This is a genomic window from Halorubrum sp. AD140, from assembly GCF_034497445.1.
In the GTDB taxonomy this organism is placed as follows: domain Archaea; phylum Halobacteriota; class Halobacteria; order Halobacteriales; family Haloferacaceae; genus Halorubrum.
In genome coordinates, this window is sequence record NZ_JAXRUU010000001.1 from 59,077 (window position 1) to 85,398 (window position 26,322).

The window sequence follows — 26,322 nt, forward strand, 5'->3', positions numbered from 1 at the left end:
GGAATAAGCCTGTTGCCCGTGTTGGCGCCGCCGGTCGATTCGGACGAATCGGCGGCCGCGGCAGACTGTGTCATCATGTAGCACGATATGGTTCCCGGTCTTAAAACCCCGTCGTAAGCGTGCGTTTTCGCCGTCGACCCGAGCGTGGTGGAGACCGCTGGATCCGGGAGTATATGTCCCGGGCTCGCCTCCCGTCTGCCATGCGAACGCTCGTCTTCGACGGCCGAACCGGCGCCGCCGGCGACATGATCTGCGCCGCGCTGATCGCGACTGGCGCCGATCCCGCCGTCCTCGCGCCCGTGACCGACCGTCTGCCGGTCCGATACGAGGTCGATGAGACGACGAAAAACGGGATCCGAGCGACGACCGTGGACGTGCTCCTCAGGGAGTCGGGGGACGGTGGGGGGGACAACGCCGAGCCAGCGACCAAAAGCGATCGGAGTCACGCGCACGGCCACGACCACAGTCACGATCAGGGCCACGAACACGACCACGACCACAGTCACGATCAGGGCCACGAACACGAACACGGCCACCACGAACACGAACACGCCGAGGGCGCGGGCGTTCACCGCAGCTACCCCGAGGTCGTCGCGCTCGTGCGGTCGATGGACCTCTCCGATCCCGTCGAGTCGGTCGCGCTCGACGCGTTCGAGCGCCTCGGTCGCGCCGAGGCGTCGATCCACGGCACCGACCTCGAGGGGACGCACTTCCACGAGGTCGGCGCCGACGACGCGATCGCCGACGTCGTCGGGGCGGCGCTCCTCCTCGACGACCTCGATCCCGACCGCATCGTCACCACCCCGGTCGCGACCGGCGGCGGCGACGTCGAGATGAGCCACGGCGTCTACCCGGTTCCCGCGCCGGCGACGACCGAGATCGTCGCCGGCGCCGACTTCTCGGTGGTCGGCGGCCCCGTCGATCGCGAACTGCTCACGCCGACCGGGGCCGCGATCCTCGCCGCTGTCGCCGAGGGCGTCGACCGGCTGCCCGCCCTCGACGTCGACGCCTCCGGCTACGGCGCGGGCGACGCGACGTTTCCGGACCGCCCGAACGTCCTCCGCGCGCTCGTCGGCGACGGCGGTGAAGGCGTCGCAGACGACGCGACCGAGCCAGGCGACGGACTCGTCTGGGACGACATCGCGGTCTTGGAGACGAACCTCGACGACGCGTCCCCGGAGGTGCTCGGCGGGCTCCAAGAGACGCTCTCGCGCGCCGGCGCACGCGACGTGACGGTCGTCCCGACGACGATGAAGAAGTCGCGGCCGGGACACCTCGTGAAGGCCATCTGCAAGCCGGCCGACGCCGAGGCGGTCGCGGAGCGGCTCGCCCGCGAGACGGGGACGCTCGGCGTCCGACAGTCGGGCGCGAACCACCGGTGGATCGCCGAGCGCGCCTTCGAGACGGCGACGATCGCGGTCGACGGGGACGAACACGAGGTGTCGGTGAAGGTGGCCTCGACCGCCGACGGCGACGTCTACGACGTGAGCGCCGAGTACGACGAGGCGGCCGCGGTCAGCGAGGCCACGGGGCTCCCGATCCGAGACGTGCTCCGGCGGGCAGAGGCGCGGGTTCGCGAGTCGATCGGCGAGTAGCCGGGCCGCGGATCACGCCCGTTCGACGCGCTCGGGCTCCACGCCGAACCCGTCCGCCAGTCGCTCCGCGACCCGGTCGGCGACGCCGCCGGGAGCCGCCGCGTCCGGGTGTCGGTCGGGGTCCGCGACCGGTCGCTCGCCGTCGACGGAGAGGGTCGCGACCGCCTCCACCGTCGTGTCGTTGAGTCCGGGCCGGAGGCCGACGATCGACAGCTCGTCGACGGCGACGCCGTCGACCCGCTCCAGCTGTCGGCGGGCGCCCGCGGCGAGGTCGCCGGCGGCCGCCTGCGAGACCCGAACGGTCACCGTCGCTTCCACCGTTCGCGTGTGGATGGCTGCTGCCATGAGCCCCCTCGCCGCGAGTCGAACGCGGTGCGGCCCCGAGCGCCGGATCCCGCCCTCGACGCCCGCGGAGAGCGGGCGGCGAGAGGCGACATCGGCGCTCGCGAGGGGGAACGGTCGCGTGCGCACGGTTCCGCGAGAGAGACGGCGACGGCTGGAGAGGACAGGATGCGGTCCGTCCCGCGGGGGAACCCTCCCCAGCCGACGCGCGTTACGCGGCCGGCCGGACGGACCGTGTACCCGGAGTCCCGTAGCCGGTCCAGCCGCGGAGCCCGCCGCTATTCGGGGCGGCGGACGTCGAGACGGCGGAACGGAGGCGGGTCATACGTGAACTCCGGCGGCGCGAGTGCGCCGTTACCGTCACGTTCGGTGGATGGGTATTAAATCTGTGGCGAGCGTGCGAACCGCTGTCACGCACCGCGGTCCGGGACCGCTCCCGACCGGGCGACCGCCGAGAATCCGCGTCGAGACCGGCGCGCGCGACGGGTTCCGTCGACGGCGAGACGACAGGCCTATGGCCGACGCCCGAACAGGTGCACCTAACGCAGTCACCGTCATGATCGAGCGAATCCACACGTCGGACGTCGAACCGGACGCGGACGAGGTCGCCATCGCCGGCCACGTCCACGAGATCCGCGACCTGGGAGGCCTCGTCTTCCTCATCGTGCGCGACCGCGAGGGCCTCATCCAGGTCGTCTTCAAGGAGGAGCGCGAGCCGGAGCTGTTCGAGGCCGTCCAGGACGTCGGCGCCGAGGACGTGGTCCGGGTGGTCGGCGAGCCGCTGGAGAGCGGTCAGGCGCCGGGCGGCGTCGAGATCGCGCCGACCGAGTACGAGGTCATCGACGAGGCGGACTCCCCGCTCCCGCTGGAGATCTCCAAGGACATCGAGGTCGACCTCTCGACCCGGCTCGACAACCGGGCGCTCGACCTCCGAAAGCCGGAGACGCTCGCCGTGTTCACCCTGCGCTCGAAGCTGATGACGGCGATGGAGGAGTGGTTCGACGACGAGGGATTCGTCGACATCAAGACCCCGCTCATCTCGAAGGGCGGCGCCGAGGGCGGCGCCGAGCTGTTCCCGATCCTCTACTACAACAAGGACGCGTTCCTCTCGCAGAGCCCGCAGCTGTACAAACAGATGCTGATGGCCTCCGGCTACGAGGCCGTCTACGAGACGGGCACCGCGTTCCGCGCCGAGGACTTCGCCACCTCCCGGCACGTCTCCGAGATCTCGATGTTCGACGTCGAGCTCGCGTACATCGAGGATCACGACGACGTGATGGACGTCCAGGAGGAGTCGCTCCGGCACGCGCTGCGCGCGGTCGCCGAGAACGCCGAGCGCGAGCTGGACCTGCTCGACGTCGACCTCGACGTGCCCGAAGACGACTTCCCGCGGATCACCTTCGACGAGGCGCTGGACATCCTGGAGACGGAGTTCGGTCACTTCCCGGACGACCCGACCGACCTCGACACGAAGGGCGAGAAGCTGCTCGGCGAGCACTTCGAGGAGCAGGGCCACCCCGCGTTCTTCGTCGTCGGCTACCCCGACGAGAAGTTCTACTACATGCAGGACGTCGAGGGCGACGAGATAGCCTCGCGCAAGTTCGACCTCATCTACAAGGGCCAGGAGCTCTCCTCCGGCGGCCAGCGCGAGCACGACGTCGACCGCATGGTCGAGGTCATGGAGGAGGAGGGCGTCGAGACGGCCAACTTCGAGTTCTACATCGAGGCGCTGAGCTTCGGGACCCCGCCCCACGGCGGCTACGGGCTCGGGATCGACCGGCTCGTCCAGAAGGTCGCCGGTCTGGACAACATCAAGGAGGCGATCATGTTCCCGCGCGACCCGAACCGGCTGGAGCCCTGACCGGATCGACCGGACCCGTCGCGCGCGGCGAACCGGTTTCGACCCGATCCGCAATCGCGTCCGACCCGTCTCGCCGTCGCGTCCGACCCGTCTCGCCGTCGCGTCCAATTCCGGTGCGCGCTCGCGACGTCGACCGCGACCGTCCGACGCGTTCGTTTATATCTGTCGTCCAGTATTCCGGAACTGCACCGTCGAGCGGTCTGCGTTCGGTTAAACCGGGTTTAACCGGGCGAAACTCGGCTGAACGGCGTGTGCCATTAAAGGGCGTCGGGCTCCGAGCGGGAGTCGCTATGAACGCAATCCGAACGACGCTGATCGCGGCGCTCGCCGCGGTGGTACTGATCGGGACCGGCGCGGCCGCCGGCGCCGTCGCGGCGACCCCCGGTCCGGACGACGCCGCGGGCGACGTGGGGCCGCCGAGCGACCTGCCGGACCAGGTTCCGGACTTCGTCGGCGACATCCTGGGTAGCGTGAACGACTTCCTGTCGGGCGGCGTCGACGACCTCGGTGAGACCGTGAGCGGGATCGCCGGCGGCGACGAGGCCGCCGACGGTGGCGATACCGACGAGGAGGGCGCGTAACGTGACTGACCACACGCCCGACCTCGACGCGCTCGACCGGCGGACCTACCTGCAGGCGACCGGCGCCGCCGCGCTCGGCGCGGCCGGGCTCGCCGGCTGCGTCGGCAAGGCGACCGGAACGCTCGCGACGCGGGTGACCGATCAGCCGGCCGACATCGGCGACTTCGAGTCGCTCGTCGTCACCATCGAGGGGATCTGGCTCGGGCCGGAGGGCGCCGAGAGCGGTGCGGACGGCAACGAGACGGACGACGGCGGGAACGAAACCGACGACGGCGGAAACGAAACCGACGACGGCGGAAACGAAACTGACGACGCCGAAGAAGACGACAACGACGGCGAGGAGGACGACGAAGAGGACGAGCCCGCCGGCCGCGAGTACCAAGAGTTCGACGAGCCGCAGGAGGCCGACCTCGTCCAGCTCCAGGACGGCGAGACGCAGCTGATCGACGAGCGCGAGCTCGAGGTCAACACCTACCGGTTCCTCCAGCTCGACGTGTCGGCCGTCGACGGCACCCTGGAGGGCGGCGACGAGGCCGAGATCGACCTGCCGGGGAACGCCCCGCTCACGTTCAACGAGGAGTTCGAGGTCCGCGAGAACACCCAGACCAGCTTCACCGCCGACTTCGCGCCGGTGCGCCGCGGGACCGGCTCGTACCTCCTGCGCCCGGTTCCGAGCGGGATCGAGGTCTCCTACGAGGAGTCCAGCGGCGACGAGAGCGAGGACGACGAGGGCGGCGAGGAGTAACGGCCCGCGGCGCGCGTCCGCTCGCGCGACTCCTTCGGTCCCCCGTTGAAGCCGCCGCCCGCGGTCTGTCGGACCCGTCCGACCGGCGGCGAGTGCGCGGCTTCGGGGTCAGGGCTGGGAGCGGTCCCGGGAATCGGGGACCGGGGGAATGAGCGCTCGGATCGGTCTCACAGAGGCACACGGTCCCTTTTCGGTCGTCCCGCCCCGGAGCGCCGCGGCGGGACGGTCGGTTCGACACTGACGCCGCGACGACGCACCCTCAGGGTGTCGCGTCGTCGGAGTGCCGCGTCGTCGGAGTGCCGCGTCGTCGGAGTGCCGCGTCGCCGGGGCGTCGTTCGGTCGCTCACGCCGCCGGCACGCGGCGGTCGCCGGCGAACGCACGATACGCGGGTCCTGCGAGCAGCAGGGCGCCGACGGCGGTCATCGCGACCAGCGTCGCGGGGTCGGCCGCGGAGAGGTCACCGGCCGCGAGACGGTCCAACGAGACGCCGACGGCGACGCCGAGGACCACCCACGGGAGCTCGCCGACCGCGGTTCCGAGGAGGAACGGCCGGGAGCGGATCCCGGACGCGCCGGCGCCGACGGAGACGACGTCGGAGGGAAGCGGGAGCAGCCGCGCGGCCGTCACCGCCCGGAGGCCGCTCGTGGCGCTCGCCAGCCGCTCGCCGGCGTCACAGAGGCGAGCCGCGGCCTCGAAGGACTCTCGGGCTCGGACTCGCCCCGAGCGCGCGAACCAGTACGGCAGAATCGCCGTCAGCACCAGCAGGGCGACCCCGATCGGGACGCCGGGCCAGCCGTAGCCGAACCCGACCGCGACGGCGAGCAGCGTCGTCGGCCACGCGAGGAGGGGTCTCACGGCCGTCAGCGCGAGCAGCGCGGCTCCGAACCGGATCGGGTCGTCGTCGAGCCCCGAGAGCGGCGCGAGCACGGCGTCCGGCGACGCGAGCCAGGCGGCCGCCGCGACCGCGGCGAGCGCGGCTCCGCCGACGACGTACCCGACGACCGCGGACCGACGGTTCACGGTCGAGGGTTCATCCCCGGAGATAAACGCTTTGTGGGCGACCGGGCGGTGTCCTCACTCCTCGGCGCCCGTCGCGTCGGACACGGGGTCGGTCAGGCGAGCTTCCCCAGCGCTTCGAAGAAGTCGGTCGGCGGCCCGGCGATCCGCACCGGCGGCGTCGTCCGTTCGACGGTCACCTCGACCGGCGCCTGCAGCGTCGTCGCGTTCCGGCCGTCGCTGACGACGACGACCTCCTCGGCGCCCTCGACCGCCACCGTGACGGTCATGTCGTCGTCGACCACCAGCGGCGGCATCCCCTCGGCGGCGACCATCTCGTTGACGACGAGGGCGCTCACGCCCGGTCCGACCAGCGGACCGCGTTCGGAAAGGTTGTACGCCGTCGATCCGGTCGGGGTCGCCACGAGGACGCCGTCCGCGTGTCCCGCCGAGTACACGCTCCCGTCGACGCGCACCTCGTAGTCGATCCCGGCGCCGGGACCGCGGCGGTCGCCCTGAACGACGACCTCGTTCGCCGCCGGCACTGAGGTCCAGTCGTCCGCGGTGGCGGCGAGCCGCGGCACCTCGCGGACGTTCATCTCGCCGCGGCCGAACGCCTCGACCTCGGCGAGGACGGTTTCCTCGGCCCTCGCGGGCGGGACGGCGTTGAGGAACCCGACCTCGCCGAGGTTGACGCCGACGATCGGCGTGTCGCCGGCGTTGCGCGCGACGAAGAGGAACGTCCCGTCGCCGCCGATCGCGACCGCGAGGTCGCAGTCGGTGAGCGCGTCGACCGATCGCCCGCGGTCGCCCTCGCCGAGCGCGGTCGCCGTCTCCGCGTCGAGCCAGACCGACTCGCCGGCGTCGGCGATCGCGTCCCGCAGGTCCGACGCGAGGCTCGCCGCGCGCTCGCTCCCCTTCCGTGCCACGATTCCCACCTCCATGAGAAGCAGATGCTCGCCGCCGGACAAAAGGGTGCGGACTCCGGACCCGGGTCCGGAAAGTTTCAAGCCGCCCGACCGCGTTGCCCGAGACATGTCGACCGTCCCCGGCCGACTGGAACGATGAGCGAGGAGGACGACTGGTTCGAGCGCGCGCTGCGCGACCTCGACGATGAGTCCGACCGCTCGGCCGACGGAGAGGCCGCAGACGGCGAGGACAGCGAGGCCGCCGACGATGACCGCTTCGTCGACGGCGACTTCGGCGAGGATCACGTCGGCGACCCCGAACCCTCCGGGGGGGACGAGGACGCGGGAGGTCCGTTCGGCGGCGGGGGAGACGGTGATCCCTTCGGCGGTTCGGGAGGGGGTGGCGGCGACCCGTTCGGCGGTTCGGGAGGGGGTGGCGGTGACCCCTTCGGCGGCGGGTCGTTCGGCGACGACGACCCGTTCGGCGGGTACCGGAACAGCGCCCCGAGAGGATCCGACGACTTCGGGTTCGGCGAGTTCGTCGGAGAGGACCGAGGGGGCGGTGAGACGACCGATTTCGACGTCGACCCGGACGAGCTCGACTCGTCGATCGAGCGCACGAACGTCGGGATCGCGGGGCTCGACGAGATGATCCTCGGCGGGGTCCCGCGGAGCTCCCTCCTCTCCGTCATCGGGGGGGCCGGAACCGGAAAGACGACGTTCGCGCTGCAGTTCCTCAACGAGGCGCTCGAGTCGGGTGGGAAGGGCGTGTACATCACGCTCGAACAGACCAGCGACTCGATCTTCGCGACCGCCGAGGAGAAGGGGTGGTCGTTCCGCGAGCACGCCGACGCGGACCGGCTCGCCGTGGTCGACGTCGACCCGATCGAGATGGCGAACTCGCTGGCGTCGATCCGGAACGACCTCACCCGGCTCATCGCCGAGTTCGACGCCGACCGGCTGGTGCTCGACTCGGTCTCCCTCTTGGAGATGATGTACGACCACCCGGCGAAGCGGCGCTCGGAGGTGTTCGGGTTCACCCGGTCGCTGAAGAGCGCGGGCGTGACGACGCTGCTCACCTCCGAGGCCAGCGAGGAGAACCCCTACGCGTCCCGCCACGGGATCGTCGAGTATCTCACCGACGCGGTGTTCGTGCTCCAGTACGTCCGCGGCTCCGACTTCCGAGAGACGCGGCTCGCCGTCGAGATCCAGAAGATCCGCGACGCGAACCACTCCCGGGAGACGAAGCCCTACGAGATCACCGACACCGGCATCTCGGTGTACGGGCAGGCGAACATCTTCTGAGCGCTCTCCCAGAGTCCTCCACCGGTGTCGCGGTCGGGACCACTCCGTTCGAGAAATGCACCGTCCGGGAATTGAACCCGGGCTATTAGCTTGGGAAGCTAATGTCCTACCACTGGACCAACGGTGCTCGGTCCGAACTACCCGACCGCCCCACTTCAACGTAGCGTTTCCGGTGCCGGGAGCCACACGCTTAACACGCTCCCGGAGCAGTCTGTGACATGCACTCGCAGCCGGCCGGAACCGACGCAGCCGTCGAGCGCGAGGCCGTCGAGCGCGTCCGCGAGCGACGCGACGCGCTCGCCCCGGCGCTCGGCCGAGCGTGGATCGACCGCGAGCCGTGGCGCTTCCTCACCGACCTCACCGCGATCGGGAGCCGCATGGCCGGCAGCGACGGGGAGCGCCGGGCGGCGGGGGTCGTCGCGGAGGCGTTCGAGCGCGCCGGCCTCTCCGACGTCGACACCGAGCCGTTCGAACTGGACGCGTGGGAGCGCGGAAGCGCGGAGCTTCGGGTCCGAGTCCCGACCCGGGAGGGCGAGAAGACGACCCGGGAGGGGGAGACGGCGACCCGCGAGTTCGAGGCGATCGCGCTGCCGTACTCGCCCGCGGGCTCGGTCGCGGGCAGGCTCGTCGACGTCGGGTACGGCACGCCGGCGGAGATCGACGAGCGCGACGTCGAGGGGCAGATCGCCGTCGCCTCGACGACGACGCAGCCGGGCGGACGGTTCGTACACCGGATGGAGAAGTTCGGCTACGCGATAGACGCCGGCGCGGTCGGGTTCGTCTTCGTCAACCACCTCGACGGCCAGCTCCCGCCGACCGGCTCGCTGACGTTCGGCGACGAGGCCGACGCGGTCGCCGTCGGCGTGTCGAGGGAGACCGGCGCGTGGCTCCGGGAGTACGCCGGCGGCGGGACCGGCGCGGGCGCGACGGACGACTCGTTCGCGGCGGCGGCCGCTCCCGAGGCGGAGATCGCGGTCGAGGCGACGACCGAGCCGGGAGAGAGCCGGAACGTGGTCGGTCGCGTCGGTCCGGACACCGACGAGCGGCTCCTGCTCACGGCCCACTACGACGGCCACGACATCGCGGAGGGCGCGCTCGACAACGGCTGCGGGATCGCGACCGTCGCGACCGCGGCGGGCATCCTCACGGAGGTCGACCTCCCGATCGGCGTCGACGTGGTCGCCGTCGGCGCGGAGGAGGTTGGGCTGCTGGGCGCGGAACACCTGGCCGAACGGCTCGACCTGGACCGCGTGCGGGGCGTGATCAACGTGGACGGCGCCGGTCGGTTCCGCGACCTCGTCGCGCTCACGCACGCCTCCTCGGCGGCGGAGTCGGTCGCGGGCGCGGTGTCGACGGCCACCCGCCACCCCATCGCGGTGGAGCCGGAGCCGCACCCGTTCTCAGACCAGTGGCCGTTCGTCCGGCGGGGAGTGCCGGCGCTTCAGCTCCACAGCGACTCCGGCGACCGCGGACGCGGGTGGGGACACACGCACGCGGACACGCGGGACAAGGTCGACGACCGCAACGTCCGGGAGCACGCGATGCTGACGGCCCTGCTCGTCGCCGAGTTCGCGTCTCCCGACCGGGAGGTGCCGCGGCTCGACCGCGAGGAGCTGATCGGCGCGTTCCGCGACGCCGACTTCGAGACGGGCATGCGAGCGGCCGACCTCTGGCCTCGCGGCTGGGAGTAGCGCTCGCGGGAGGGGGTCCGTCCCGACCGTCTACCGTCCGCGACCCGTCGGCATCGCCGGCGTCGTGCGCTTGTGGGCCGCCGCCCGGTGTCGCGCGAGCAGGCCGGCAACCGTCTCTTCGTCGACGTCGACGCCCGCATCTCCCGACTCGCCCGAGTCCCCCGACAGTCGCTTCGCGATCGCCGCCGCGTCGAGTCCGCGGTCGACGCCGAGTCGGAGCACGGGGTCGATCACCTCGTAGGGGGCGCCGAGGTCGTCGGCGTCCCGCTGGCCCGGAAGGAACCCCGCGGTCGGCGGCTTTTCGACGACGAACTCCGGGACGTCGAGCTCGGCCGCGAGCGCGCGGACCTCGGTCTTGTACAGGTGGCCGATCGGGTGCATGTCCGCGCCCCCGTCGCCGTGTTTCGTGACGTAGCCGAGCAGCAGCTCGCTCCGGTTGGCGGTGCCGCAGACGAGCCGGTCCGTCGCGTTGGCGGCGAGGTACGCGAGCGTCATCCGGAGCCGCGCGACCGCGTTGCCGGACAGGATCGGCTCGTCGTGGAGATCGAAGCGGTCCGGCGCGACCGCGCCGAGCTGCGCGAACAGCGGGTGGAGGTGCACCGTGTCGTGATCGATCTCGAGCGCGTCCGCGAGCGCCTCCGCGTCGCGAGCGTGGCGTGCGCCGACCTTGTTACACGGGAGTATCAGGCCGTACACGCGCTCGGCCCCGAGCGCCTCGACGGCGAGCGTCGCCGTCACCGTGGAGTCCAGTCCGCCGCTCATGTTGACCACGACCCCGTCTGCGCTCGCGGCCGCGACGGTCGACTCGACGAACGATCGGACCCGCTCGCGCTCGGCGCTCGGGTCGCAGGGAGCGATGTCGCGGTCGACGGGACGTCCGTCCAGCGAGTCATCCTCGAACGCGGACGTCTCGGGGTCACGCATCGGCCAGCCCTCCGTTCTCTCGGGTCGTCGCTCCGCGCTCTCGCCGCGCGATACGCTCCGCTGCCACGGTACGGCGGCCACGCGTCTGCTGTCGACCGCCGGTTCGACGGTTCATGTTCACTCGCCGCTTCCAAACGCACGGATAAATACTCACGGTGGAAATTGTATAAGGTATTCTGTGTTTTTCACGGTGTATGAGGAGTTTCTGAGAGATCACTGCCGGTAAACAGACAAAATAACGAATATAGTAGAGTTATTTCAATAGATCCACTCTCCACTTAGGCCATGATAGCTTTCTTTATTTTCTGAGATGAATAGACCACGTTTGTGACTAAATCTGGGTAAATACAACTATATAGAGAATATAAGGCGCGTAGAACCCAACGTTTATCCATACCACGCACCTCCGTTCGGCCATGTCGACGATACGGCTCACGTCGAGTCAGAAACGCGTGCTCACCGCTCTCGTGAACCTCGCTGAGAACACCGACCGGCCGGTGTCGGGGAGCGAGATCGCCGAGACGATCGATCGGAACGCCGGAACGGTTCGGAACCGGATGCAGAGCCTCCGAGACCTCCGGCTGGTCGAAGGCGTCGCGGGTCCCGCCGGCGGCTACCTCCCCACCGACGACGCCTACGACGCCCTCGGAGTCGAGCGGATGGACGGCGCGGCGAGCACGCCCATCGCGGTCGACGGCGTGCCGGTAGAGGGAGCGAACGTCGAGGAGATCGACCTATCGAGCGTCGCGCACCCCGAGCTCTGTCGGGCGAAGCTGGTGATTCGCGGGCCGGTCGACTCCGTCGAGGTCGGCGACCGCGTGACCGTCGGCCCGACGCCGGGGGCGGGGCTCAGGCTCTCCGGTCTCGTCGACGCCGCGGGCCTCGACGGCAACACGCTCGTGTTGCGGATCGACGGAATGGAGACGCCGGCGGTCGACGCGGCGACCTAAGGGTCCGCCTCCCCGTCGAGGCCGCCGCCCTCGGAGTCCGCCTCCCCGTCGAGGTCGACGTCGCCGGCTCGCGCGACGATTCGGTCTCGAATCGCTCCCGTCGCGGCGGCGACGTGTCGGGCAGTCCGGTACCGCTCGCCGAACGCGACGCGAGCGCTGTCCGCGGCCTCCGCGTCGACGTCGAAGGAGACGCCGTCGTACGTCACGTCCCACAGCACCAGCGGCTCTGGCGGTGCGGGACCGACGCCGAGCGCTCCGGACACCGGCTCCGGCGCGAGCAGCCGGTCGATCCGGGCCGGCGACGTCGTCCCCGCTCCGACCGCCCGGACCGCCGCGACGAGCCGACGGACCAGCGCGCGAGGGAACCCGTCCGCGGACACCTCGATCACGAGGAGGTCGCCGTCGCGGGTCGCAGCGGCGGTCAGGTCCCGGACCGTTCCCGTCGCGTCGCTCGTCAGGTTGTGGAAGTCGTGCTCGCCCGAGAGGCGAGACAGCGCCTCGCGAACCAGGCCGTCGTCCACGACGTGGGACGGATCGGCGGCGCGGTCGGCGTCCCCCCGCGCCGGCCGGTCGCTCCCACCTGTCGGGTCGCCACCGGTCCGAGGCGCGTAGAGGTGGTAGCGGTACGTCCGTCGGACCGCGTCGTGGGTCGCGTGGAATCCCTCGGTCACGTCGGCGGCCGCCCACACCCGGATCGACCCGGGGAGGTGACCGTTGAACGCCCGCGGCGTGAGCCACGCGGGAGCCTGGAAGGCCACGGTCTGGGCGACCGCGGAGACCCCGGCGTCGGTCCGGCCCGCGGCGGCGTACCCGGGGGGCGTCGCGTGCGTCGGTCCGTCGCCCCGATCGAGGATCCCGTGTTCCGCGAGCGCCCGGAGCAGGGTCCCCTCGACCGTCGTCGCGTGCGGCTGCCGCTGGAAGCCGGCGAACTCGCGGCCGTCGTACGCAACCCGGAACGCGCGTCGCGTCGCGTCGGCGGTCACGCCCCGTCCGACTCCGACTCGCGGTTCGCCATCGGCACGGTGACGACGGGGACCGGAGAGACCCTGACAACCTTTTCCGTGACGCTTCCGAGGAGGACCCGGCGGATGCCCGTGCGGGTGTGGCTCGGCATCAGGACGATGTCGGCGCCGGCGTCCGCGATCGCGTTCTCGATGACGTCGACGGGAGGACCCTGACGGATGTCGCCGACGACGTCGACGCCGGCCGCTTCCAGCTCCGCGGTGACCGTCTCGACGCGCGCTTCCGCCGCGGACTCGACGCGCTCCGCGAGCGCGCCGGCCTGGGGGCCGCGCAGCGTCCGCGTGATCGTGTCGACCGCGCTCACGACGTGGACGGTCGCGTCGTATCGCTCCGCGAGACTGGCCGCGTGTGGAATCGCGTCGTTCGCCTCTCCGCCGGGTGCGACGGGCAGGAGGATGTCGTCGTACATACGCGACACTGCTCGCGCCGCGTGGAAAACGGTACCGGCCGTCGAGGCGGTCGACCGCGGCGGCCACGGTCGAATCGGCCGATTCGGCGGCTACAGCCCGAGCGCGTCGAGCAGATCGAAGCCGACGCCGGCGTAGCCGACGAGCCGAAACCCGAGGTAGATCCCGACGATCGCCATCACGCCCGGCAGCTCCGGCGGGGCGGGGATCGGGACGCGGAGGAACGCGAACAGCGCGCCGACCGTCACCCCGACGACGAGCGCGGCGACGGTCAGGACCGGAGTCGAACTCATGGCCACGGCTCGGCGGCGTCCCCCCATAAGGCCGACGTTCGCGCCCGACGGCGCACGCCGGATCGCCCTCGCGCCGTCCTCAACCCCCTCCAGTGCCGCCGGCATCCGGCACCTGGGGACGGCGCACATGGGTAGGGTTTTCCGGCGCGCGCTCCTCCGGGGGGACATGGCACGAGAGGTTTCCGACCCCGACAATCCGCAGGTGACGCTTCACACCAACCACGGCGACGTCGTCGTCGAGCTCTTCGCCGACCGCGCCCCGAAGACGGTGGAGAACTTCCTCGGGCTGGCGCGTCACGACCCCGCCGCGGACGCCGACCCCGCTCGCGACACCAACACGTGGGAGGACCCCGAGACGGGCGAGGTTCGAGGCGACTCGCTGTACGAGGGGAACGTTTTCCACCGCGTCATCGAGGGGTTCATGATCCAGGGCGGCGACCCGCAGCAGAACGGCCGCGGCGGCCCCGGCTACCAGTTCGACGACGAGTTCCACGACGACCTCACCCACGACGGCCCCGGGATCCTCTCGATGGCGAACTCCGGCCCGAACACCAACGGCTCGCAGTTCTTCATCACGCTGGACGCCACCCCGCACCTCGACGGCAAACACGCCGTCTTCGGACAGGTGATCGACGGGATGGACGTCGTCGAGGAGATCGGCTCCGTGCCGACCGGCCGGCGCGACGAGCCCCGTGACACGGTCGAGATCGAGCGCGTCACCGTCGAGGAGTAGCGCCGCGCCCGCGAACTGTTTGTCGCGCGCAGTCGCCGTTCGCTCAACAGGAGCAGTAGTAGTCGCGGTCGACGAACGCAGTCTCGAACAGCTTCGCCGCCGGCCCGGGGTCGGAGGGGCGGTAGACGCCGGTCGTCAGGTCGCCCTCGCGCTCGAACGCGCCCGAGACAAGCCGCCGCCAGTCGGCCGCCGACAGCTGGTCCCAGACGGCGTCGTCGCCCGCGAGCAGCGAGAGGTAGTCGCGGAGGGACACCCACCGGGCCGGCTCGACGCCGGGCGACTCGTACGTCGCGTCGGTGACGGCCGCGTAGGCGGCCATCGGGAGGTTCGCGCCCGCGGCGACGGGCAGCGAGATCCACTTCCACGGCCTGGTGTTGACGTCGAGCAGGAGGAACTCCTCGCGGGCCTCGTCGTACACGAACTCCGCCTCGCTGATCCCGTGGTAGCCCGCCTCGTCGAGCACCGCCAGCGCCCGCGCTTCGATCGCGGGCTCGTCGGCCGTCTCGACCAGACACGAGGTGCCGAACTGCCGGGGGTACCGCATCGCCGCGTTGCCGACGACGGCGAGCGCGTCGGCGGTTCCGGAGGGGGGCACGTACGAGGCGAGCGAGTGGTCGCGTCCGGTCGCGATCTCGACGCGTTTCTGGGCCATCACCGCCGTGCCGGCCTCGCGGGCGGCCGCCACGACGTCCGCGAGCTCCCCGCGGTCCGCGACCTCGATCACGTTGGTGCCGAACGCCTCCTCGAAGTCCCGCTTGAGCTCAGGTTTCACCACCAGCGGGAATCCGAGCGCCTCGGCCGCCTCGTCGAGCGTCGCGTCGGCGTCCGGCGACCCGGTCGCGGCCGCGGCCGTCTCCGCCAGCCGGTACGTCTCCGGGTACGGCACCCCGAGCGCCTCGCAGGTCGCGTACAGCTCCGACTTGTTCAACACGTCGTCGAGCGCGTCGATCCCGGCGAAGGGGAGCCGGACGCCGTCGGAGTCGGCCTCGGCGTACGCCAGCGCCCACTCGTCCATGCAGCCGAACGCGACCGCCTCGGTCCCCGCGGCGTCGACGACCGCCTCCACGTCCGCGCGGAACCCCTCGAGGTCGTCGAGGGGGTAGGTGACCGCGCCGGCGAAGTCGACGGCGTCCGAGGGCGGTGCGAGCCCGTCGTGGCGGACCGCGGTGGCGCTTCCGCCCGCGCCGTCGCCGGCGCGGTCGAGCGCGATCACGGGCACGTCGTGAGCGTCGAGCGCGCGGGCGACGCCGAGCCCGGTCACGTGGGCGTTGCTGACGAGCGCCGGCGGGCGGTCGAACGAGACGTCCGCGAGGGCGTCGATCAGCGCCTCGGTCGAGCGGAACTGCTCTGCCATACCGTCCGTCGCCGGTCCAGGTACAAAGGCGCACCAGTTCCGGCTCCGCGTGCCACTACCGGTGACGACCGGCCCGGTCCGGAGGGCGGCCGACGCAACGCGCTTTTGGTCGCGCCGCGCCTCCCGCTCTGTATGAGCGAGACCGAGCTCCCTGACCGGGTCCGCCGCGCGTTCGCGGACCACGGCTCCTTCGAACCCGCGGACGACGACGGCGCGTGGACCGCAGAGACGACCCCCTTCGACGGCGAGGTTCGCGCCGAACCGACCGCGGAGGGCCGCATCCGGTTCGTGGTGACCGTCCGCGTGCCGACCCTCTCCGCGACGGCCGCAGACGAGGTCGCCGACGTGGTCGAGGACGGGTGGGCCGAGACGTTCGAGCTCCGCGTCGTCGACGTCGGCGGCGTGACCCGCGGCGACCACGCGTTCGACCCGCGCGTCACGATCGGCGACGACGAGATCGTCGTCGAGTTCGAGCTGACCGACGTCGACGAGCGGCGCGGCGTCGACGACGCCGGGGCGCTGATCGACTTCGTCGAGGGGACGTACGTGCAGGGCGTGATCCCCGGCTACGAGTACACGGACCCGGTGGCCGGACTGCTGTCCGCGGCGCGCCAGCAGGGCGGCGGCACGTTTTGAGGCGCGTGGGGACCCCGCGTACGGACCGGCGTTCCCGCCGGGGTCACCGAGAGCGCCGGGGCGATAGGGGGAAATGTCGGGAGCCCGTACGGCGGGTATGATCGCGCTGATCGGGTACGTCAGCCTCCTCGCCCTCGTGGCGTTTCACACCCTGGTCGCCGGGGTGACGACCCGCTTCTTCCGGCTGCGGCTCGCGACGTCGTGGGGGTCGGTGGTGTACACGCTGGTGTTGACGCCGATGCTGCTCCTGATCTCGACGCTCGTGTTCACCGGTGTGCTCAACGTCGGCTCCGGGGTCGTCCTGGGCGGTCCGACGGTCCTCTTCGGACTGCTCGTGTTCCTCCCACTCGTGCTCGGCGCGGCCATCGACTACCTGTACGTGCCGTCGCCGGAGGAGTACGAGCTGCCGGACACTGGGTGAACGCGGGCTACGGCCCGCTCTCGACCAGCTCGGCCACGATCCCCTCGACGCGCTCGATGACCTCCTCCGGCGACCGCGTCGCGTCGACGCGGACGAAGCGGTCCGGCTCCGCGGCGATCAGCCGCTCGTAGTTGTCGCGGACCGTCGCGAGGTAGCCGTCCCGCTCGAACTTGTTCGTGCGACCCGACCGCTCGGCGGCGGTCGAGGCGTCGAGATCGAGGAAGACCGTCGCGTCCGGCGGCCGCGAGAACGCCGCGTGAATTCCCTTGATGTACTCCAGCGGGCGGGCGAGGTCGACGTCGCTCGCGGCGATCGTCGCCGCCTGATAGGCGAACCGCGAGTCCGAGTAGCGGTCGGAGACGACGAGGTCGCCGTCGGCGAGCGCGGGCTCGACCGTCCTCGAGAGGTGGTCCGCGTGGTCCGCGGTGTATAAGAACAGCTCCGCGAGCGGGTCGGCGTCGTCGGTCGCGATCGACCGGGCCACCGCCTCGCCGTACCAGCTGTCGGTGGGCTCGCGGGTGAACGTCGCCTCGGGGTAGACGTCGTGGAGCGCCTCCCAGACGGTCGTCTTCCCGCTCCCGTCGAGCCCCTCCAGCGTGATCAGCATGTCCGCGCTCCGGTGCGCCGGGGAATAAAGCGCCCGGGTTTCGCCGAGCCCCGACGGGCCCTTTTTGTCGCGCGCGAGCGAACCGCCGGTATGGAAAGCGACGCTCCCGGACCCGTCTCGAAGAGGAGGCACCGATGGTAGCCGTCGCGCTCTCCGTCGGTCGGGTGGCCCTCGCGCTCGTGCTGGTCGTCCTGAACGGCTTCTTCGTCGCGTCGGAGTTCGCGTTCGTCCGGGTCCGGTCGACCTCGGTCGAGCAGCTCGCCGCGGAGGGCCGCGCCGGCTCGGGGGCGCTGCAGGACGTGATGGACAACCTCGACGACTACCTCGCGGCGACCCAACTGGGGATCACGCTCGCCTCGCTCGGTCTCGGGTGGATCGGCGAGCCCGCGGTGGCCGCGCTCATCGAGCCGGCGCTCGGGACGGTGCTCCCGCAGAGCACGGTCCACCTCGTCGCGTTCGCGATCGCGTTCAGCGCCATCACGTTCCTCCACGTGGTGTTCGGCGAGCTGGCGCCGAAGACGATCGCCATCGCGCAGGCCGAGCGGATGTCGCTGCTGCTCGCCCCGCCGATGAAGCTCTCCTACTACCTGTTCTCTCCCGGCATCGTCGTGTTCAACGGGGCCGCGAACGCCTTCACGCGCGCCATCGGGATCCCCCCGGCCTCGGAGACCGACGAGACGATGGGCGAACGCGAGATCCGGCGCGTGCTCGCCCGCTCCGGCGAGGCCGGCCACGTCGCCGACGTCGAGGTCGACATGATCGAGGGCGTGTTCGACCTCGACGACACCGTCGTCCGCGAGGTGATGGTGCCGCGGCCGGACGTGGTGACGCTCGCGACGGATCAGACGCTCCCCGAGATCCGCGCGACCGTGCTGGAGGCGGGACACACGCGGTACCCGGTGGTGACCGACGAGGACGCCGACCGCGTGGTGGGCTTCGTCGACGTGAAAGACGTGTTGCGCGCCGGAGCGGCCGGCGACGAGTCGGCGACCGCCGAGGAGATCGCCCGCGATGTGCTGATCGTGCCCGAGACGACGACCATCGGCGACCTGCTCGTCCAGTTCCGCGAGGACCGCCAGCAGATGGCGGCCGTCGTCGACGAGTGGGGCGCCTTCGAGGGGCTCGCCACCGTCGAGGACGTCGTCGAGGCGCTCGTCGGCGACCTCCGCGACGAGTTCGACGCCGACCATGGGGAGCACACGATCCGGGCGGGCGAGGACGGCGTCCACGTCTCCGACGGCTCCGTCGCCCTCTCGGTCGTCAACGACGCCCTCGGCACCGACCTCGAGGGCAACGGGTACGACACGCTCGGCGGACTCGTGCTGGATCGGATCGGCCGCACGCCGGAGGTGGGCGACGTCGCCGAGGCGGGCGGCCACCGCTTCGAGGTGACGGCCGTCGACGGCGCCCGGATCTCGACGGTCCGGATCGACCGACTCGACGACGCGGACGGCGCGGACGGCGACGCGGGCGGCGGCCCCGTCTAGGAGCGCGTCACATCCCCGGGCGGCGCGGTGACGCTCCGTCGCTGATGTCCGGCGTTCCGACGGGACGGGACGGCGCGGGCGTTTTTTGTCGGTTCCCCGCGAGGGTACGCGTATGTTCGACCGAATTCTGTTTCCGACCGACGGCGGCGACGGGACGGACGCGACGCTCGACCACGTGCTCGACCTCGCGGCGGACCACGGAGCGACGGTCCACGTCCTCTACGTCGCCGACACGACTCACGACAGCGTCACGCGGATCGGCCGCGACGTCGTCGACGTGCTCGAACAGGAGGGAGAGGAGGCGGTCGAGGCGGTCGCCGAGCGCGCCGCGGACCGCGGCGTCGAGACGGTCACCGCGGTGCTCCAGGGCGGCGTCGCCGAGACGATCTCGGCGTACGTCGACGAGAAGGGCGTGGACCTGATCGCGATGCCGACGCGCGGGCGGAGCGGGCTCGACCGACTCCTCCTCGGGAGCACGACCGAGCGCGTCGTCCGAGAGGCGACCGTTCCGGTGCTCAGCCTCCGACCCGACGACGGGCCGGCGCGGTACCCGTATCGGAACGTCCTCGTGCCGACGGACGGGAGCGAACGTGCGACCGCGGCGCTGCGGCGGGGCGTCGAGATCGCCGCCCGAGCCGACGCGACGCTCCACGTGCTCTCCGTCGTCGACCTCGGCAGCGTCGGGATCGAGGCGTACTCGGGAACGGACGCGCTCGTCGAGGCGGCCGAGGAGACGGTCGCGGAGGCCGCCGCCGTCGCCGAGGAGGCGGGCGTGGAGGTGGTCGAGCACGTCGAGGTCGGGTCGTCGCCCGCCCGCGGGATCCGGACGTACGTCGAGGACCACGACGTCGACCTCGTGGCGATGGGCACGCAGGGGCGAACCGGCGTCGAGCGCTACCTGCTCGGGAGCGTCGCCGAGCGAACCGTCCGGACCTCCCCGGTGCCGGTGTTGACGGTCCCAGACACCGACGACGACTGAAACCGGGACGCGCCGGACGTCCGTCGTCGCGGGGTCGGACGACCGCGGTAGGTTTACGGGGGTTCCGTCCTTCGATCCGCCCATGAAGGTGTTGGTAGCCGGCGGGACCGGGTTCATCGGGTCGCACCTCTGTCGCGCGCTCGCCGAGGGGGGCCACGACGTGACCGCGCTCTCCCGGTCGGGAGGGGACACGGTCGAGGGGGCCGAGGTCGTCGGCGGCGACGTCAGGCACTACGACTCGATCGCCGAGGAGGTCGCAGGACAGGACGCGGTGGTGAATCTGGTCGCGCTCTCGCCGCTGTTCGAGCCGAAGGGCGGCAACGTGATGCACGACCGCGTCCATCGCGTCGGGACGGCGAACCTCGTTCAGGCGGCCGAGGCGGGCGGCGTCGACCGATTCGTCCAGTTGAGCGCGCTCGGCGCCGACCCCGACGGCGACACAGCGTACATCCGCGCCAAAGGCGAGGCCGAGGAGGTCGTCCGCGAGAGCGACCTCGACTGGACGATATTCCGCCCCTCCGTCGTCTTCGGGGAGGGCGGCGAGTTCGTCCCCTTCACCAAGCGGCTGAAGGGGATGTTTGCGCCCGGCCTGCCGCTGTACCCGTTACCGGGGGGCGGGAAGACGCGGTTCCAGCCGATCCACGTCGGGGACTTCGTCCCGATGCTGGTGGCCGCGGTAGCGGGCGACGACCACGTCGGCGAGACCTACGAGATCGGCGGACCGGAGACGCTGACGCTTCGACAGGTGACTGATCTGGTGTACGAGGCCGAAGGCGCGGACGTGCGGATCGTCCCGCTGCCGATGCCGCTCGCCAAGGTCGGCCTGTCGGTGCTCGGCGCCGTGCCCGGCTTTCCGATGGGCGCCGACCAGTACCGGTCGCTGAAGTTCGACAACACGACGGACGACAACGACGTCGACGCGTTCGGCGTCGACCCCGGCGAACTGACCACGCTCGCGGCGTATCTCGGTGTCGAATGACCGCGGCGTCCGCGAACGAATCACTGATACGACAGGACGAACCGGTGACACGGCGGAGGCGCCCGCATGCCGACAGCGGGGACGACCGAGCCGGCCGGTCCGACGGCTCTCGTTCGTGTCACGCAGTTGAATATCAGCGATGGTAACGGCAACCGAAGGCTTAAATACGCGATCGCGTTCTGTTCATTTCAAAGGCGGAGGGAGCACACGATGAAACTTGCAATGATCGGATTCGGACAGGCGGGGGGAAAAGTCGTCGACAAGTTCCTGGAGTACGACAAGCGGACGGGCTCGGAGATCGTCCGCGCGGCCGCGGCCGTGAACACGGCCAAGGCCGATCTCATGGGCCTCGAACACGTCACCGAGGACCAGCGCGTGCTCATCGGGCAGTCCCGGGTGAAGGGACACGGCGTCGGCGCGGACAACGAGCTCGGCGCGGAGATCGCCGAGGAGGACATCGACGAGGTGCAGGGCGCCATCGACTCGATCCCGGTCCACGAGGTCGACGCGTTCCTCGTCGTCGCCGGGCTGGGCGGCGGCACCGGCTCCGGCGGCGCGCCGGTGCTCGCGAAGCACCTCAAGCGGATCTACACCGAGCCCGTCTACGGGCTGGGGATCCTGCCGGGCAGCGACGAGGGCGGCATCTACACCCTCAACGCGGCCCGCTCGTTCCAGACGTTCGTCCGCGAGGTGGACAACCTGATGGTGTTCGACAACGACGCCTGGCGGAAGACCGGCGAGTCCGTCCAGGGCGGCTACGCCGAGATCAACGAGGAGATCGTCCGGCGGTTCGGCATCCTCTTCGGCGCCGGCGAGATCCAGCAGGGGCAGGAGGTCGCCGAGAGCGTCGTCGACTCCTCGGAGATCATCAACACGCTCTCCGGCGGCGGCGTCTCCACCGTCGGCTACGCGGAGGAGGAGGTCGAGGAGCGCACCTCGGGCGGGCTGCTCTCTCGGCTCCGAAACGACGAGGGCGGCGACGAGCTCGACAGCGCACACACGACGAACCGCATCACCAGCCTCGTGCGCAAGGCGGCGCTCGGCCGGCTCACCCTCCCCTGTGAGATCGAGGGCGCGGAGCGCGCGCTGCTCGTGCTCGCCGGACCGCCGGAGTACCTCAACCGGAAGGGCATCGAGCGCGGCCGCAAGTGGCTCGAAGAGCAGACCGGCTCGATGGAGGTCCGGGGCGGGGACTACCCGTACCGCGGCGCCGGCTTCGTCGCGACCGTGATCCTGCTGGCGGGCGTCACCAACGTCCCGCGGATCAAGGAGCTCCAGCAGGTCGCCATCGAGGCGCAGGACAACTTGGACGAGATCCGCGAGGAGAGCGAGGAGAACCTCGACGAGCTCGTCAGCGACGACAGCGACGAGCTGGAATCCCTGTTCTAGGGCGACCCTCCAGATGGAGGTCCTCGTCCCGTTCTCGACCGACCGCCCGAAGTCGCGGCTCTCCGATGTCCTCGACGCCGAGGAGCGCGTCCGGTTCGCGCGGACGATGCTCCGCGACGTCCTGGACGCGGTCGCGGCCGCCGACGGCGACCCGCGAGTGCTCGCGACGAGTCCCGTCGACGCCCCCCTCGGCTGTCCGGTCGACGTCGACGACCGTCCCCTGACGACCGCCGTCAACGCGGCGCTCGACGCGCGGTTCGACGAGCCGGCGGAGGACCCGGACCCCGTCGCGGTGGTGATGGCGGACCTCGCGCTCGCGACCCCCGAGGCGCTCGGAGAGCTGTTCGCGGCCGGACGCGAGGCCGACGTCGCCGTCGCGCCGGGCCGCGGCGGCGGCACGAACGCCGTCGTCGCCGGGCACCCGGCGTTCCGGGTCGACTACCACGGCGCCTCCTACCTCGACCACCGACGGATCGCGGCGGGGATCGGCGCGACCGTCGCGGTCGTCGACTCCCATCGGCTCGCGACCGACGTGGACGAGCCGGCGGACCGCGCGGAGGTTCTGATCCACGCCGAGGCGGACGGCGCGGCCGGTGAGGGCGGTGAGGGCGACGGGGGGAGAGCGGCGCGCTGGCTCCGCGACGCCGGGTTCACGCTCGACACGACGGACGGACGGGTGGGGGTCGAGCGAGAGTGACGCGGTCAGGTCAGCGGCCGGACCGCGACCCCGCTCGGATCCGCGACCGCGATCCTTTTTGAGGTCCGAGCGTGAGGGGCGGACGTGTTCACGGCGGCCGAGGAGTACGGGATCGACCTGTCGGTCGACGCCGAGCGCGTCGAGCGGCTGCTGTCGGTCACCCCCGCGGACGTCGAGCCCGCCGAGCGACTCACGTTCGCGCGCAACGTCTTCGTGCCGCTCACCACGGCCTGCCGGTACACCTGTACGTACTGCACCTACTACGACGTCCCCGGAGAGGCCTCCCTGCTCTCGCCCGCGGAGGTCCGCGAGCGCTGTCGCGTCGGCGCCGACGCCGGCTGCACGGAGGCGCTTTTCACCTTCGGCGACGACCCCGACGACCGGTACGCGGAGGTCCACGCGCGGCTCGCCGAGTGGGGATTCGACTCGGTCCACGACTACCTGTACCGGGCCTGCGAGATCGCCTTGGAAGAGGGGCTGCTCCCCCACTCGAACCCGGGCGACCTCACCGGGTCGCAGTTCGCGGACCTCCGCGAGGTGAACGCCTCGATGGGCGTCATGCTGGAGACGACGGCCGACGTCGACGCCCACAACGGAGGACGCCGGAAGACCCCCGGGCAGCGGCTCAACACCATCAGGGCGGCCGGCCGGCGGGGCGTCCCCTTCACCACCGGAATCCTGGTCGGCATCGGCGAGGGGTGGCGCGACCGCGCGGAGAGCCTGCTCGCGGTCCGCGAGTTACACGAGCGACACGGTCACGTCCAGGAGGTGATCGTACAGAACGTCGTTCCGAACGAGCGGTCGGACTTCGCGAAGCCGGACCTCGAGACGATGCGCCGGGTCGTCGCGATGGCCCGGGCCGCGCTCCCGCCGGAGGTCTCCGTGCAGGTCCCGCCGAACCTCTCGCCCGCGGCCGACCTCGTCGACTGCGGAGTCGACGACCTCGGCGGCGTCTCGCCGGTGACGGACGACTACATCAACCCCGACTACGCGTGGCCCGACCTCGACGGCCTCCGGGCGGTCGCCGACGCCGGCGGGATGGCCCTCCGCGAGCGACTGCCGACCTACGCGCGGTTCCTCCCGGACGACCTGCGGCCTGCGAGCGTCGATCCGGCACCCGCGCCGACGAACCGCGAGGCGTGGCTCCCGCCGGCGGTCCGCGATCGGATCCGCGCGGACGACGTTCACGGGCGGCGACTCCGCGGGGTCGCCCGAGGCGAGGGACCGCTCGCGGTCCGCGGCGACTGACCGAGGGCCGACCGTCGCCCGCCCGCGGCGACTGACCGCGACGGACGGGGGCGTCGGTAAACAACTGCGCCGTCAGTAGCTTCTTTAAATACCCTTCCCAATGTGCGGGTGATGCACCTCTTACAGCTGGACGCGATCACGAACGCGGTCGACGTCGCCGGCATCGCGACGGCGGCGGCCGGGTTCCTCCTCGGATTCCTCGTCGTGTTGCTGTTCGGGAAGTACGCGTTCGTTCCGGGCGTGCGCCGGCTCCTCGTCTCGCGGGGATTCGACGGGGCGGTCCAGAGTCTCGCGACGAGCGTCGCCAACGCGGTCGCGTGGGTCGCGGCGATCGCGATCGGGTTCACCGTCGCCGGCTACGGCGCGTTCCTCTCGGCGTTCGCCGTCTTCGGCGGCGCGGTCGCGCTCGCCGTCGGCTTCGCCGCCCAGGACCTGCTCGGCAACTTCGTCGCCGGCGTGTTCATCCTGAAGGACAAGCCGTTCGAGGTCGGCGACTGGATCGAGTGGGACGGGAACGCCGGGCGCGTCGAGGACATCGACCTGCGCGTCTCGCGGGTCCGGACGTTCGACAACGAGCGGGTCACGGTGCCGAACGGCGACCTCGCGAACAACGCGGTCACCAATCCGGTCGCCTACGACACGCTCCGCCAGAAGTTCGTCTTCGGGATCGGCTACGACGACGACATCGCGCAGGCGACCGACATCATCGTCGAGAGGGCGGAGGCCCACGAGGAGATCCTCGACGACCCGGGCGTCTCGGTCCGCCTCGTCGAGCTCGGCGACTCCGCCGTCGGGCTCCAGTCGCGCTGGTGGATCGCGGACCCCGACCGCGGCGACTTCGTCCGGGTGCGCTCGGAGTACGTCACCGCGGTGAAGGAGGCGTTCGACGAGGCGGGCATCGACATGCCGTACGTCCACCGACAGCTCACCGGCAGCGTCGAGGTGCTGGAGTCGGTCGCCGACGACGAGTAGCCGCGTCGGGGCGAGCGTCTCACTTCGCCGACGCGTCGCCCTCGCGTTCGAACTCCGGGTCGAAGAGGCGCGCCGACATCGGCGCCGGGTCGCCGTCGGTGAGGTTGTACGCCGAGAAGTCGGTGACTCCCGCCTCGCGAAGCAGGGCCTCGTCGTAGAAGCTGTTGCCCGTACACGCCGACGGGTCCCGCGCGAGGATCTCGAGCACCGCGTCGGAGACGACCTCCGGGGTGCGCCAGTCGTCCTCGGTCCCGAGCCCGAAGTAGCGGGTCGCGCGGGTGTCGACCGTCGTCACCGGCCAGAACGTGTTACAGCCGACGTCGTCGCCGGCCAGCTCCTCGGCGAGCGAGAGCGTGATGTACGACATCCCGAGCTTCGACCACGCGTACGGCGCCTTCCCCGGCGAGCGGTCGGTCACCACCGGCGGCGAGTTCGACAGCAGCCACGCCCCGTCGAGCCCCGCGAGGTGGTCGGCGAACGCGTGCGCGACGAGGTGGGTCCCGCGGACGTTCACCTCGGTCAGGAGGTCGAACCGGTCGGCGGGCAGGTCGGCGACGTTCGCCAGCTGGATGGCGCTCGCGTTGTTGATCACGACGTCGACCTCGCCGAAGTGATCGATGGCTTCCTCGACGACCGTCTCGACGCGGGCCTCGTCGCGGAGGTCGAGTTCGAGCGCGAGCGCCTCGGCCCCGCGGTCGCGCACCTCTCGGGCCGTCTGCTCGATCGATCCCTCGAGCTCCGAGTCGTCGTCGTCGGTCGTCTTCCCCGTCGAGACGACGTCACAGCCGTGGTCGGCGAGCGCGAGCGCGATCTGTTTGCCGATGCCGCGGGTCGTCCCGGTGATGAACGCCGTCGAGCCCGAGAGGTCGGGGTCCGCGAGTGCCATACGCCCCGTTCGGCCGACCGGAGTATAGTTCTCGGTGCCCAGGCCGCGAGGTCAGCGATGTGATAGTTAAATACCGATAAGCGAAGACGCAATCGCTTATGAATTAACGAGGCGGTCGGCGCGCGCCTGCGAGCGGCCGCTCCTGACGGCCGCGAGTCAGCGCGTGCGAGGTCGCCGGCGCTACGCGCCGGCTGCCAGAGGGACCGGAGGTCCCTCGTTGGAGTCGCGACCGAAGGGAGCGACGAGGCCGGGGAGGTGTGAGGTGCGGTTGCGGTGCGGTCGGGGTGGGACTCAAAGGGGCAGTCGCGAGGA

General features: G+C 71.2%; 27 protein-coding genes and 1 tRNA gene. 17 read left to right on the forward strand and 11 right to left on the reverse strand.

Features of this window, described 5'->3' with window-relative positions:
- The first annotated feature begins 200 nt into the window (after nucleotides 1–200).
- Nucleotides 201–1,595, forward strand: coding sequence for a nickel pincer cofactor biosynthesis protein LarC (larC, locus tag U4E84_RS00315; RefSeq protein WP_322530094.1), 1,395 nt, complete (start codon nucleotides 201–203; stop codon nucleotides 1,593–1,595).
- A gap of 12 nt (nucleotides 1,596–1,607) precedes the next feature.
- Here larC and U4E84_RS00320 read toward each other — a convergent pair whose 3' ends face one another.
- Complete coding sequence (locus U4E84_RS00320) at nucleotides 1,608–1,940, reverse strand: hypothetical protein (RefSeq protein ID WP_322530172.1); 333 nt, start codon at nucleotides 1,938–1,940, stop codon at nucleotides 1,608–1,610.
- A gap of 553 nt (nucleotides 1,941–2,493) precedes the next feature.
- On the opposite strand from U4E84_RS00320, the gene aspS reads away from it, so the two are divergent.
- From aspS to U4E84_RS00335, 3 genes are all read left to right on the forward strand, one after another.
- The gene (aspS, locus tag U4E84_RS00325) at nucleotides 2,494–3,798 is read left to right on the forward strand and encodes an aspartate--tRNA(Asn) ligase (protein ID WP_322530095.1); all 1,305 of its coding nucleotides are present in this window, start codon (nucleotides 2,494–2,496) and stop codon (nucleotides 3,796–3,798) included.
- Between the two features lie 290 nt (nucleotides 3,799–4,088).
- A complete protein-coding gene (locus U4E84_RS00330) occupies nucleotides 4,089–4,379 on the forward strand; it encodes a hypothetical protein (RefSeq protein ID WP_322530096.1) in 291 nt (96 codons plus the stop codon).
- Between the two features lies 1 nt (nucleotide 4,380).
- Complete coding sequence (locus tag U4E84_RS00335) at nucleotides 4,381–5,124, forward strand: DUF4382 domain-containing protein (protein WP_322530097.1); 744 nt, start codon at nucleotides 4,381–4,383, stop codon at nucleotides 5,122–5,124.
- Between the two features lie 343 nt (nucleotides 5,125–5,467).
- Here the strand turns inward: U4E84_RS00335 and U4E84_RS00340 are convergent, their stop codons facing one another.
- Both U4E84_RS00340 and U4E84_RS00345 read right to left on the reverse strand, forming a co-directional pair.
- Entirely contained in the window at nucleotides 5,468–6,145 is a 678-nt protein-coding gene (locus U4E84_RS00340; protein ID WP_322530098.1) for a VTT domain-containing protein, read from the reverse strand.
- 92 nt (nucleotides 6,146–6,237) lie between these two features.
- Nucleotides 6,238–7,065, reverse strand: a complete 828-nt coding sequence (locus U4E84_RS00345; RefSeq protein WP_322530099.1) for an NAD(+)/NADH kinase — start codon at nucleotides 7,063–7,065, stop codon at nucleotides 6,238–6,240.
- Nucleotides 7,066–7,185: 120 nt separating this feature from the next.
- Between U4E84_RS00345 and U4E84_RS00350 the strand changes: the two genes are divergently transcribed.
- Nucleotides 7,186–8,334 carry a KaiC domain-containing protein gene (locus U4E84_RS00350; RefSeq protein WP_322530100.1) on the forward strand — a complete coding sequence of 383 codons (1,149 nt, stop codon included), beginning with the start codon at nucleotides 7,186–7,188 and terminating at the stop codon, nucleotides 8,332–8,334.
- A gap of 56 nt (nucleotides 8,335–8,390) precedes the next feature.
- Here the strand turns inward: U4E84_RS00350 and U4E84_RS00355 are convergent.
- A tRNA-Gly gene (locus tag U4E84_RS00355) sits at nucleotides 8,391–8,461 on the reverse strand.
- A gap of 91 nt (nucleotides 8,462–8,552) precedes the next feature.
- Here U4E84_RS00355 and U4E84_RS00360 point away from each other — a divergent pair.
- Nucleotides 8,553–10,025 carry a M28 family metallopeptidase gene (locus U4E84_RS00360; protein ID WP_322530101.1) on the forward strand — a complete coding sequence of 491 codons (1,473 nt, stop codon included), beginning with the start codon at nucleotides 8,553–8,555 and terminating at the stop codon, nucleotides 10,023–10,025.
- A gap of 30 nt (nucleotides 10,026–10,055) precedes the next feature.
- Here the strand turns inward: U4E84_RS00360 and nadE are convergent, their stop codons facing one another.
- Complete coding sequence (gene nadE / locus U4E84_RS00365) at nucleotides 10,056–10,949, reverse strand: NAD(+) synthase (RefSeq protein WP_322530102.1); 894 nt, start codon at nucleotides 10,947–10,949, stop codon at nucleotides 10,056–10,058.
- A gap of 416 nt (nucleotides 10,950–11,365) precedes the next feature.
- On the opposite strand from nadE, the gene U4E84_RS00370 reads away from it, so the two are divergent.
- On the forward strand, nucleotides 11,366–11,899 hold the full coding sequence (locus U4E84_RS00370) for an Rrf2 family transcriptional regulator (protein WP_322530103.1): 534 nt from the start codon (nucleotides 11,366–11,368) through the stop codon (nucleotides 11,897–11,899).
- Here the strand turns inward: U4E84_RS00370 and truA are convergent.
- The 3 genes from truA to U4E84_RS00385 all read right to left on the reverse strand — a co-directional run bounded on the left by truA (nucleotide 11,896) and on the right by U4E84_RS00385 (nucleotide 13,622).
- Entirely contained in the window at nucleotides 11,896–12,882 is a 987-nt protein-coding gene (gene truA / locus U4E84_RS00375) for a tRNA pseudouridine(38-40) synthase TruA (RefSeq protein ID WP_322530104.1), read from the reverse strand. The genes U4E84_RS00370 and truA overlap by 4 nt on opposite strands.
- A complete protein-coding gene (locus tag U4E84_RS00380) occupies nucleotides 12,879–13,331 on the reverse strand; it encodes a universal stress protein (protein ID WP_322530105.1) in 453 nt (150 codons plus the stop codon). The genes truA and U4E84_RS00380 overlap by 4 nt, the downstream gene beginning before the upstream one ends.
- 90 nt (nucleotides 13,332–13,421) lie before the next feature.
- Nucleotides 13,422–13,622 (reverse strand): DUF1427 family protein, encoded by a 201-nt coding sequence (locus U4E84_RS00385; RefSeq protein ID WP_322530106.1) that lies wholly within the window; start codon nucleotides 13,620–13,622, stop codon nucleotides 13,422–13,424.
- A gap of 166 nt (nucleotides 13,623–13,788) precedes the next feature.
- Between U4E84_RS00385 and U4E84_RS00390 the strand changes: the two genes are divergently transcribed.
- Entirely contained in the window at nucleotides 13,789–14,355 is a 567-nt protein-coding gene (locus U4E84_RS00390; protein ID WP_322530107.1) for a peptidylprolyl isomerase, read from the forward strand.
- A gap of 43 nt (nucleotides 14,356–14,398) precedes the next feature.
- On the opposite strand, the gene U4E84_RS00395 is transcribed toward U4E84_RS00390, so the two are convergent.
- Nucleotides 14,399–15,709, reverse strand: coding sequence for a carboxylate--amine ligase (locus U4E84_RS00395; protein WP_322530108.1), 1,311 nt, complete (start codon nucleotides 15,707–15,709; stop codon nucleotides 14,399–14,401).
- A gap of 132 nt (nucleotides 15,710–15,841) precedes the next feature.
- Here U4E84_RS00395 and U4E84_RS00400 point away from each other — a divergent pair, with 132 nt between their 5' ends.
- Both U4E84_RS00400 and U4E84_RS00405 read left to right on the forward strand, forming a co-directional pair.
- Nucleotides 15,842–16,345, forward strand: coding sequence for a DUF5813 family protein (locus U4E84_RS00400; protein WP_322530109.1), 504 nt, complete (start codon nucleotides 15,842–15,844; stop codon nucleotides 16,343–16,345).
- 97 nt (nucleotides 16,346–16,442) lie between these two features.
- Nucleotides 16,443–16,766, forward strand: coding sequence for a hypothetical protein (locus U4E84_RS00405; RefSeq protein WP_322530110.1), 324 nt, complete (start codon nucleotides 16,443–16,445; stop codon nucleotides 16,764–16,766).
- Between the two features lie 7 nt (nucleotides 16,767–16,773).
- Here U4E84_RS00405 and tmk read toward each other — a convergent pair whose 3' ends face one another.
- The gene (gene tmk, locus U4E84_RS00410) at nucleotides 16,774–17,373 is read right to left on the reverse strand and encodes a dTMP kinase (RefSeq protein ID WP_322530111.1); all 600 of its coding nucleotides are present in this window, start codon (nucleotides 17,371–17,373) and stop codon (nucleotides 16,774–16,776) included.
- A gap of 134 nt (nucleotides 17,374–17,507) precedes the next feature.
- Here tmk and U4E84_RS00415 point away from each other — a divergent pair, with 134 nt between their 5' ends.
- From U4E84_RS00415 to U4E84_RS00445, 7 genes are all read left to right on the forward strand, one after another.
- The gene (locus tag U4E84_RS00415; protein WP_322530112.1) at nucleotides 17,508–18,860 is read left to right on the forward strand and encodes a hemolysin family protein; all 1,353 of its coding nucleotides are present in this window, start codon (nucleotides 17,508–17,510) and stop codon (nucleotides 18,858–18,860) included.
- A gap of 112 nt (nucleotides 18,861–18,972) precedes the next feature.
- Nucleotides 18,973–19,839 carry a universal stress protein gene (locus U4E84_RS00420; RefSeq protein ID WP_322530113.1) on the forward strand — a complete coding sequence of 289 codons (867 nt, stop codon included), beginning with the start codon at nucleotides 18,973–18,975 and terminating at the stop codon, nucleotides 19,837–19,839.
- An 82-nt stretch (nucleotides 19,840–19,921) separates the two neighbouring features.
- A complete protein-coding gene (locus tag U4E84_RS00425) occupies nucleotides 19,922–20,818 on the forward strand; it encodes a complex I NDUFA9 subunit family protein (protein WP_322530114.1) in 897 nt (298 codons plus the stop codon).
- Between the two features lie 210 nt (nucleotides 20,819–21,028).
- The gene (locus U4E84_RS00430; protein WP_322530115.1) at nucleotides 21,029–22,207 is read left to right on the forward strand and encodes a tubulin/FtsZ family protein; all 1,179 of its coding nucleotides are present in this window, start codon (nucleotides 21,029–21,031) and stop codon (nucleotides 22,205–22,207) included.
- A 13-nt stretch (nucleotides 22,208–22,220) separates the two neighbouring features.
- The gene (gene cofC / locus U4E84_RS00435; RefSeq protein ID WP_322530116.1) at nucleotides 22,221–22,904 is read left to right on the forward strand and encodes a 2-phospho-L-lactate guanylyltransferase; all 684 of its coding nucleotides are present in this window, start codon (nucleotides 22,221–22,223) and stop codon (nucleotides 22,902–22,904) included.
- Between the two features lie 84 nt (nucleotides 22,905–22,988).
- Nucleotides 22,989–24,152 (forward strand): 7,8-didemethyl-8-hydroxy-5-deazariboflavin synthase subunit CofG, encoded by a 1,164-nt coding sequence (gene cofG / locus U4E84_RS00440; protein WP_322530117.1) that lies wholly within the window; start codon nucleotides 22,989–22,991, stop codon nucleotides 24,150–24,152.
- Between the two features lie 111 nt (nucleotides 24,153–24,263).
- A complete protein-coding gene (locus U4E84_RS00445) occupies nucleotides 24,264–25,124 on the forward strand; it encodes a mechanosensitive ion channel family protein (protein ID WP_322530118.1) in 861 nt (286 codons plus the stop codon).
- Between the two features lie 19 nt (nucleotides 25,125–25,143).
- Here U4E84_RS00445 and U4E84_RS00450 read toward each other — a convergent pair whose 3' ends face one another.
- A complete protein-coding gene (locus U4E84_RS00450; protein WP_322530119.1) occupies nucleotides 25,144–26,010 on the reverse strand; it encodes an SDR family oxidoreductase in 867 nt (288 codons plus the stop codon).
- Nucleotides 26,011–26,322 lie beyond the last annotated feature (312 nt).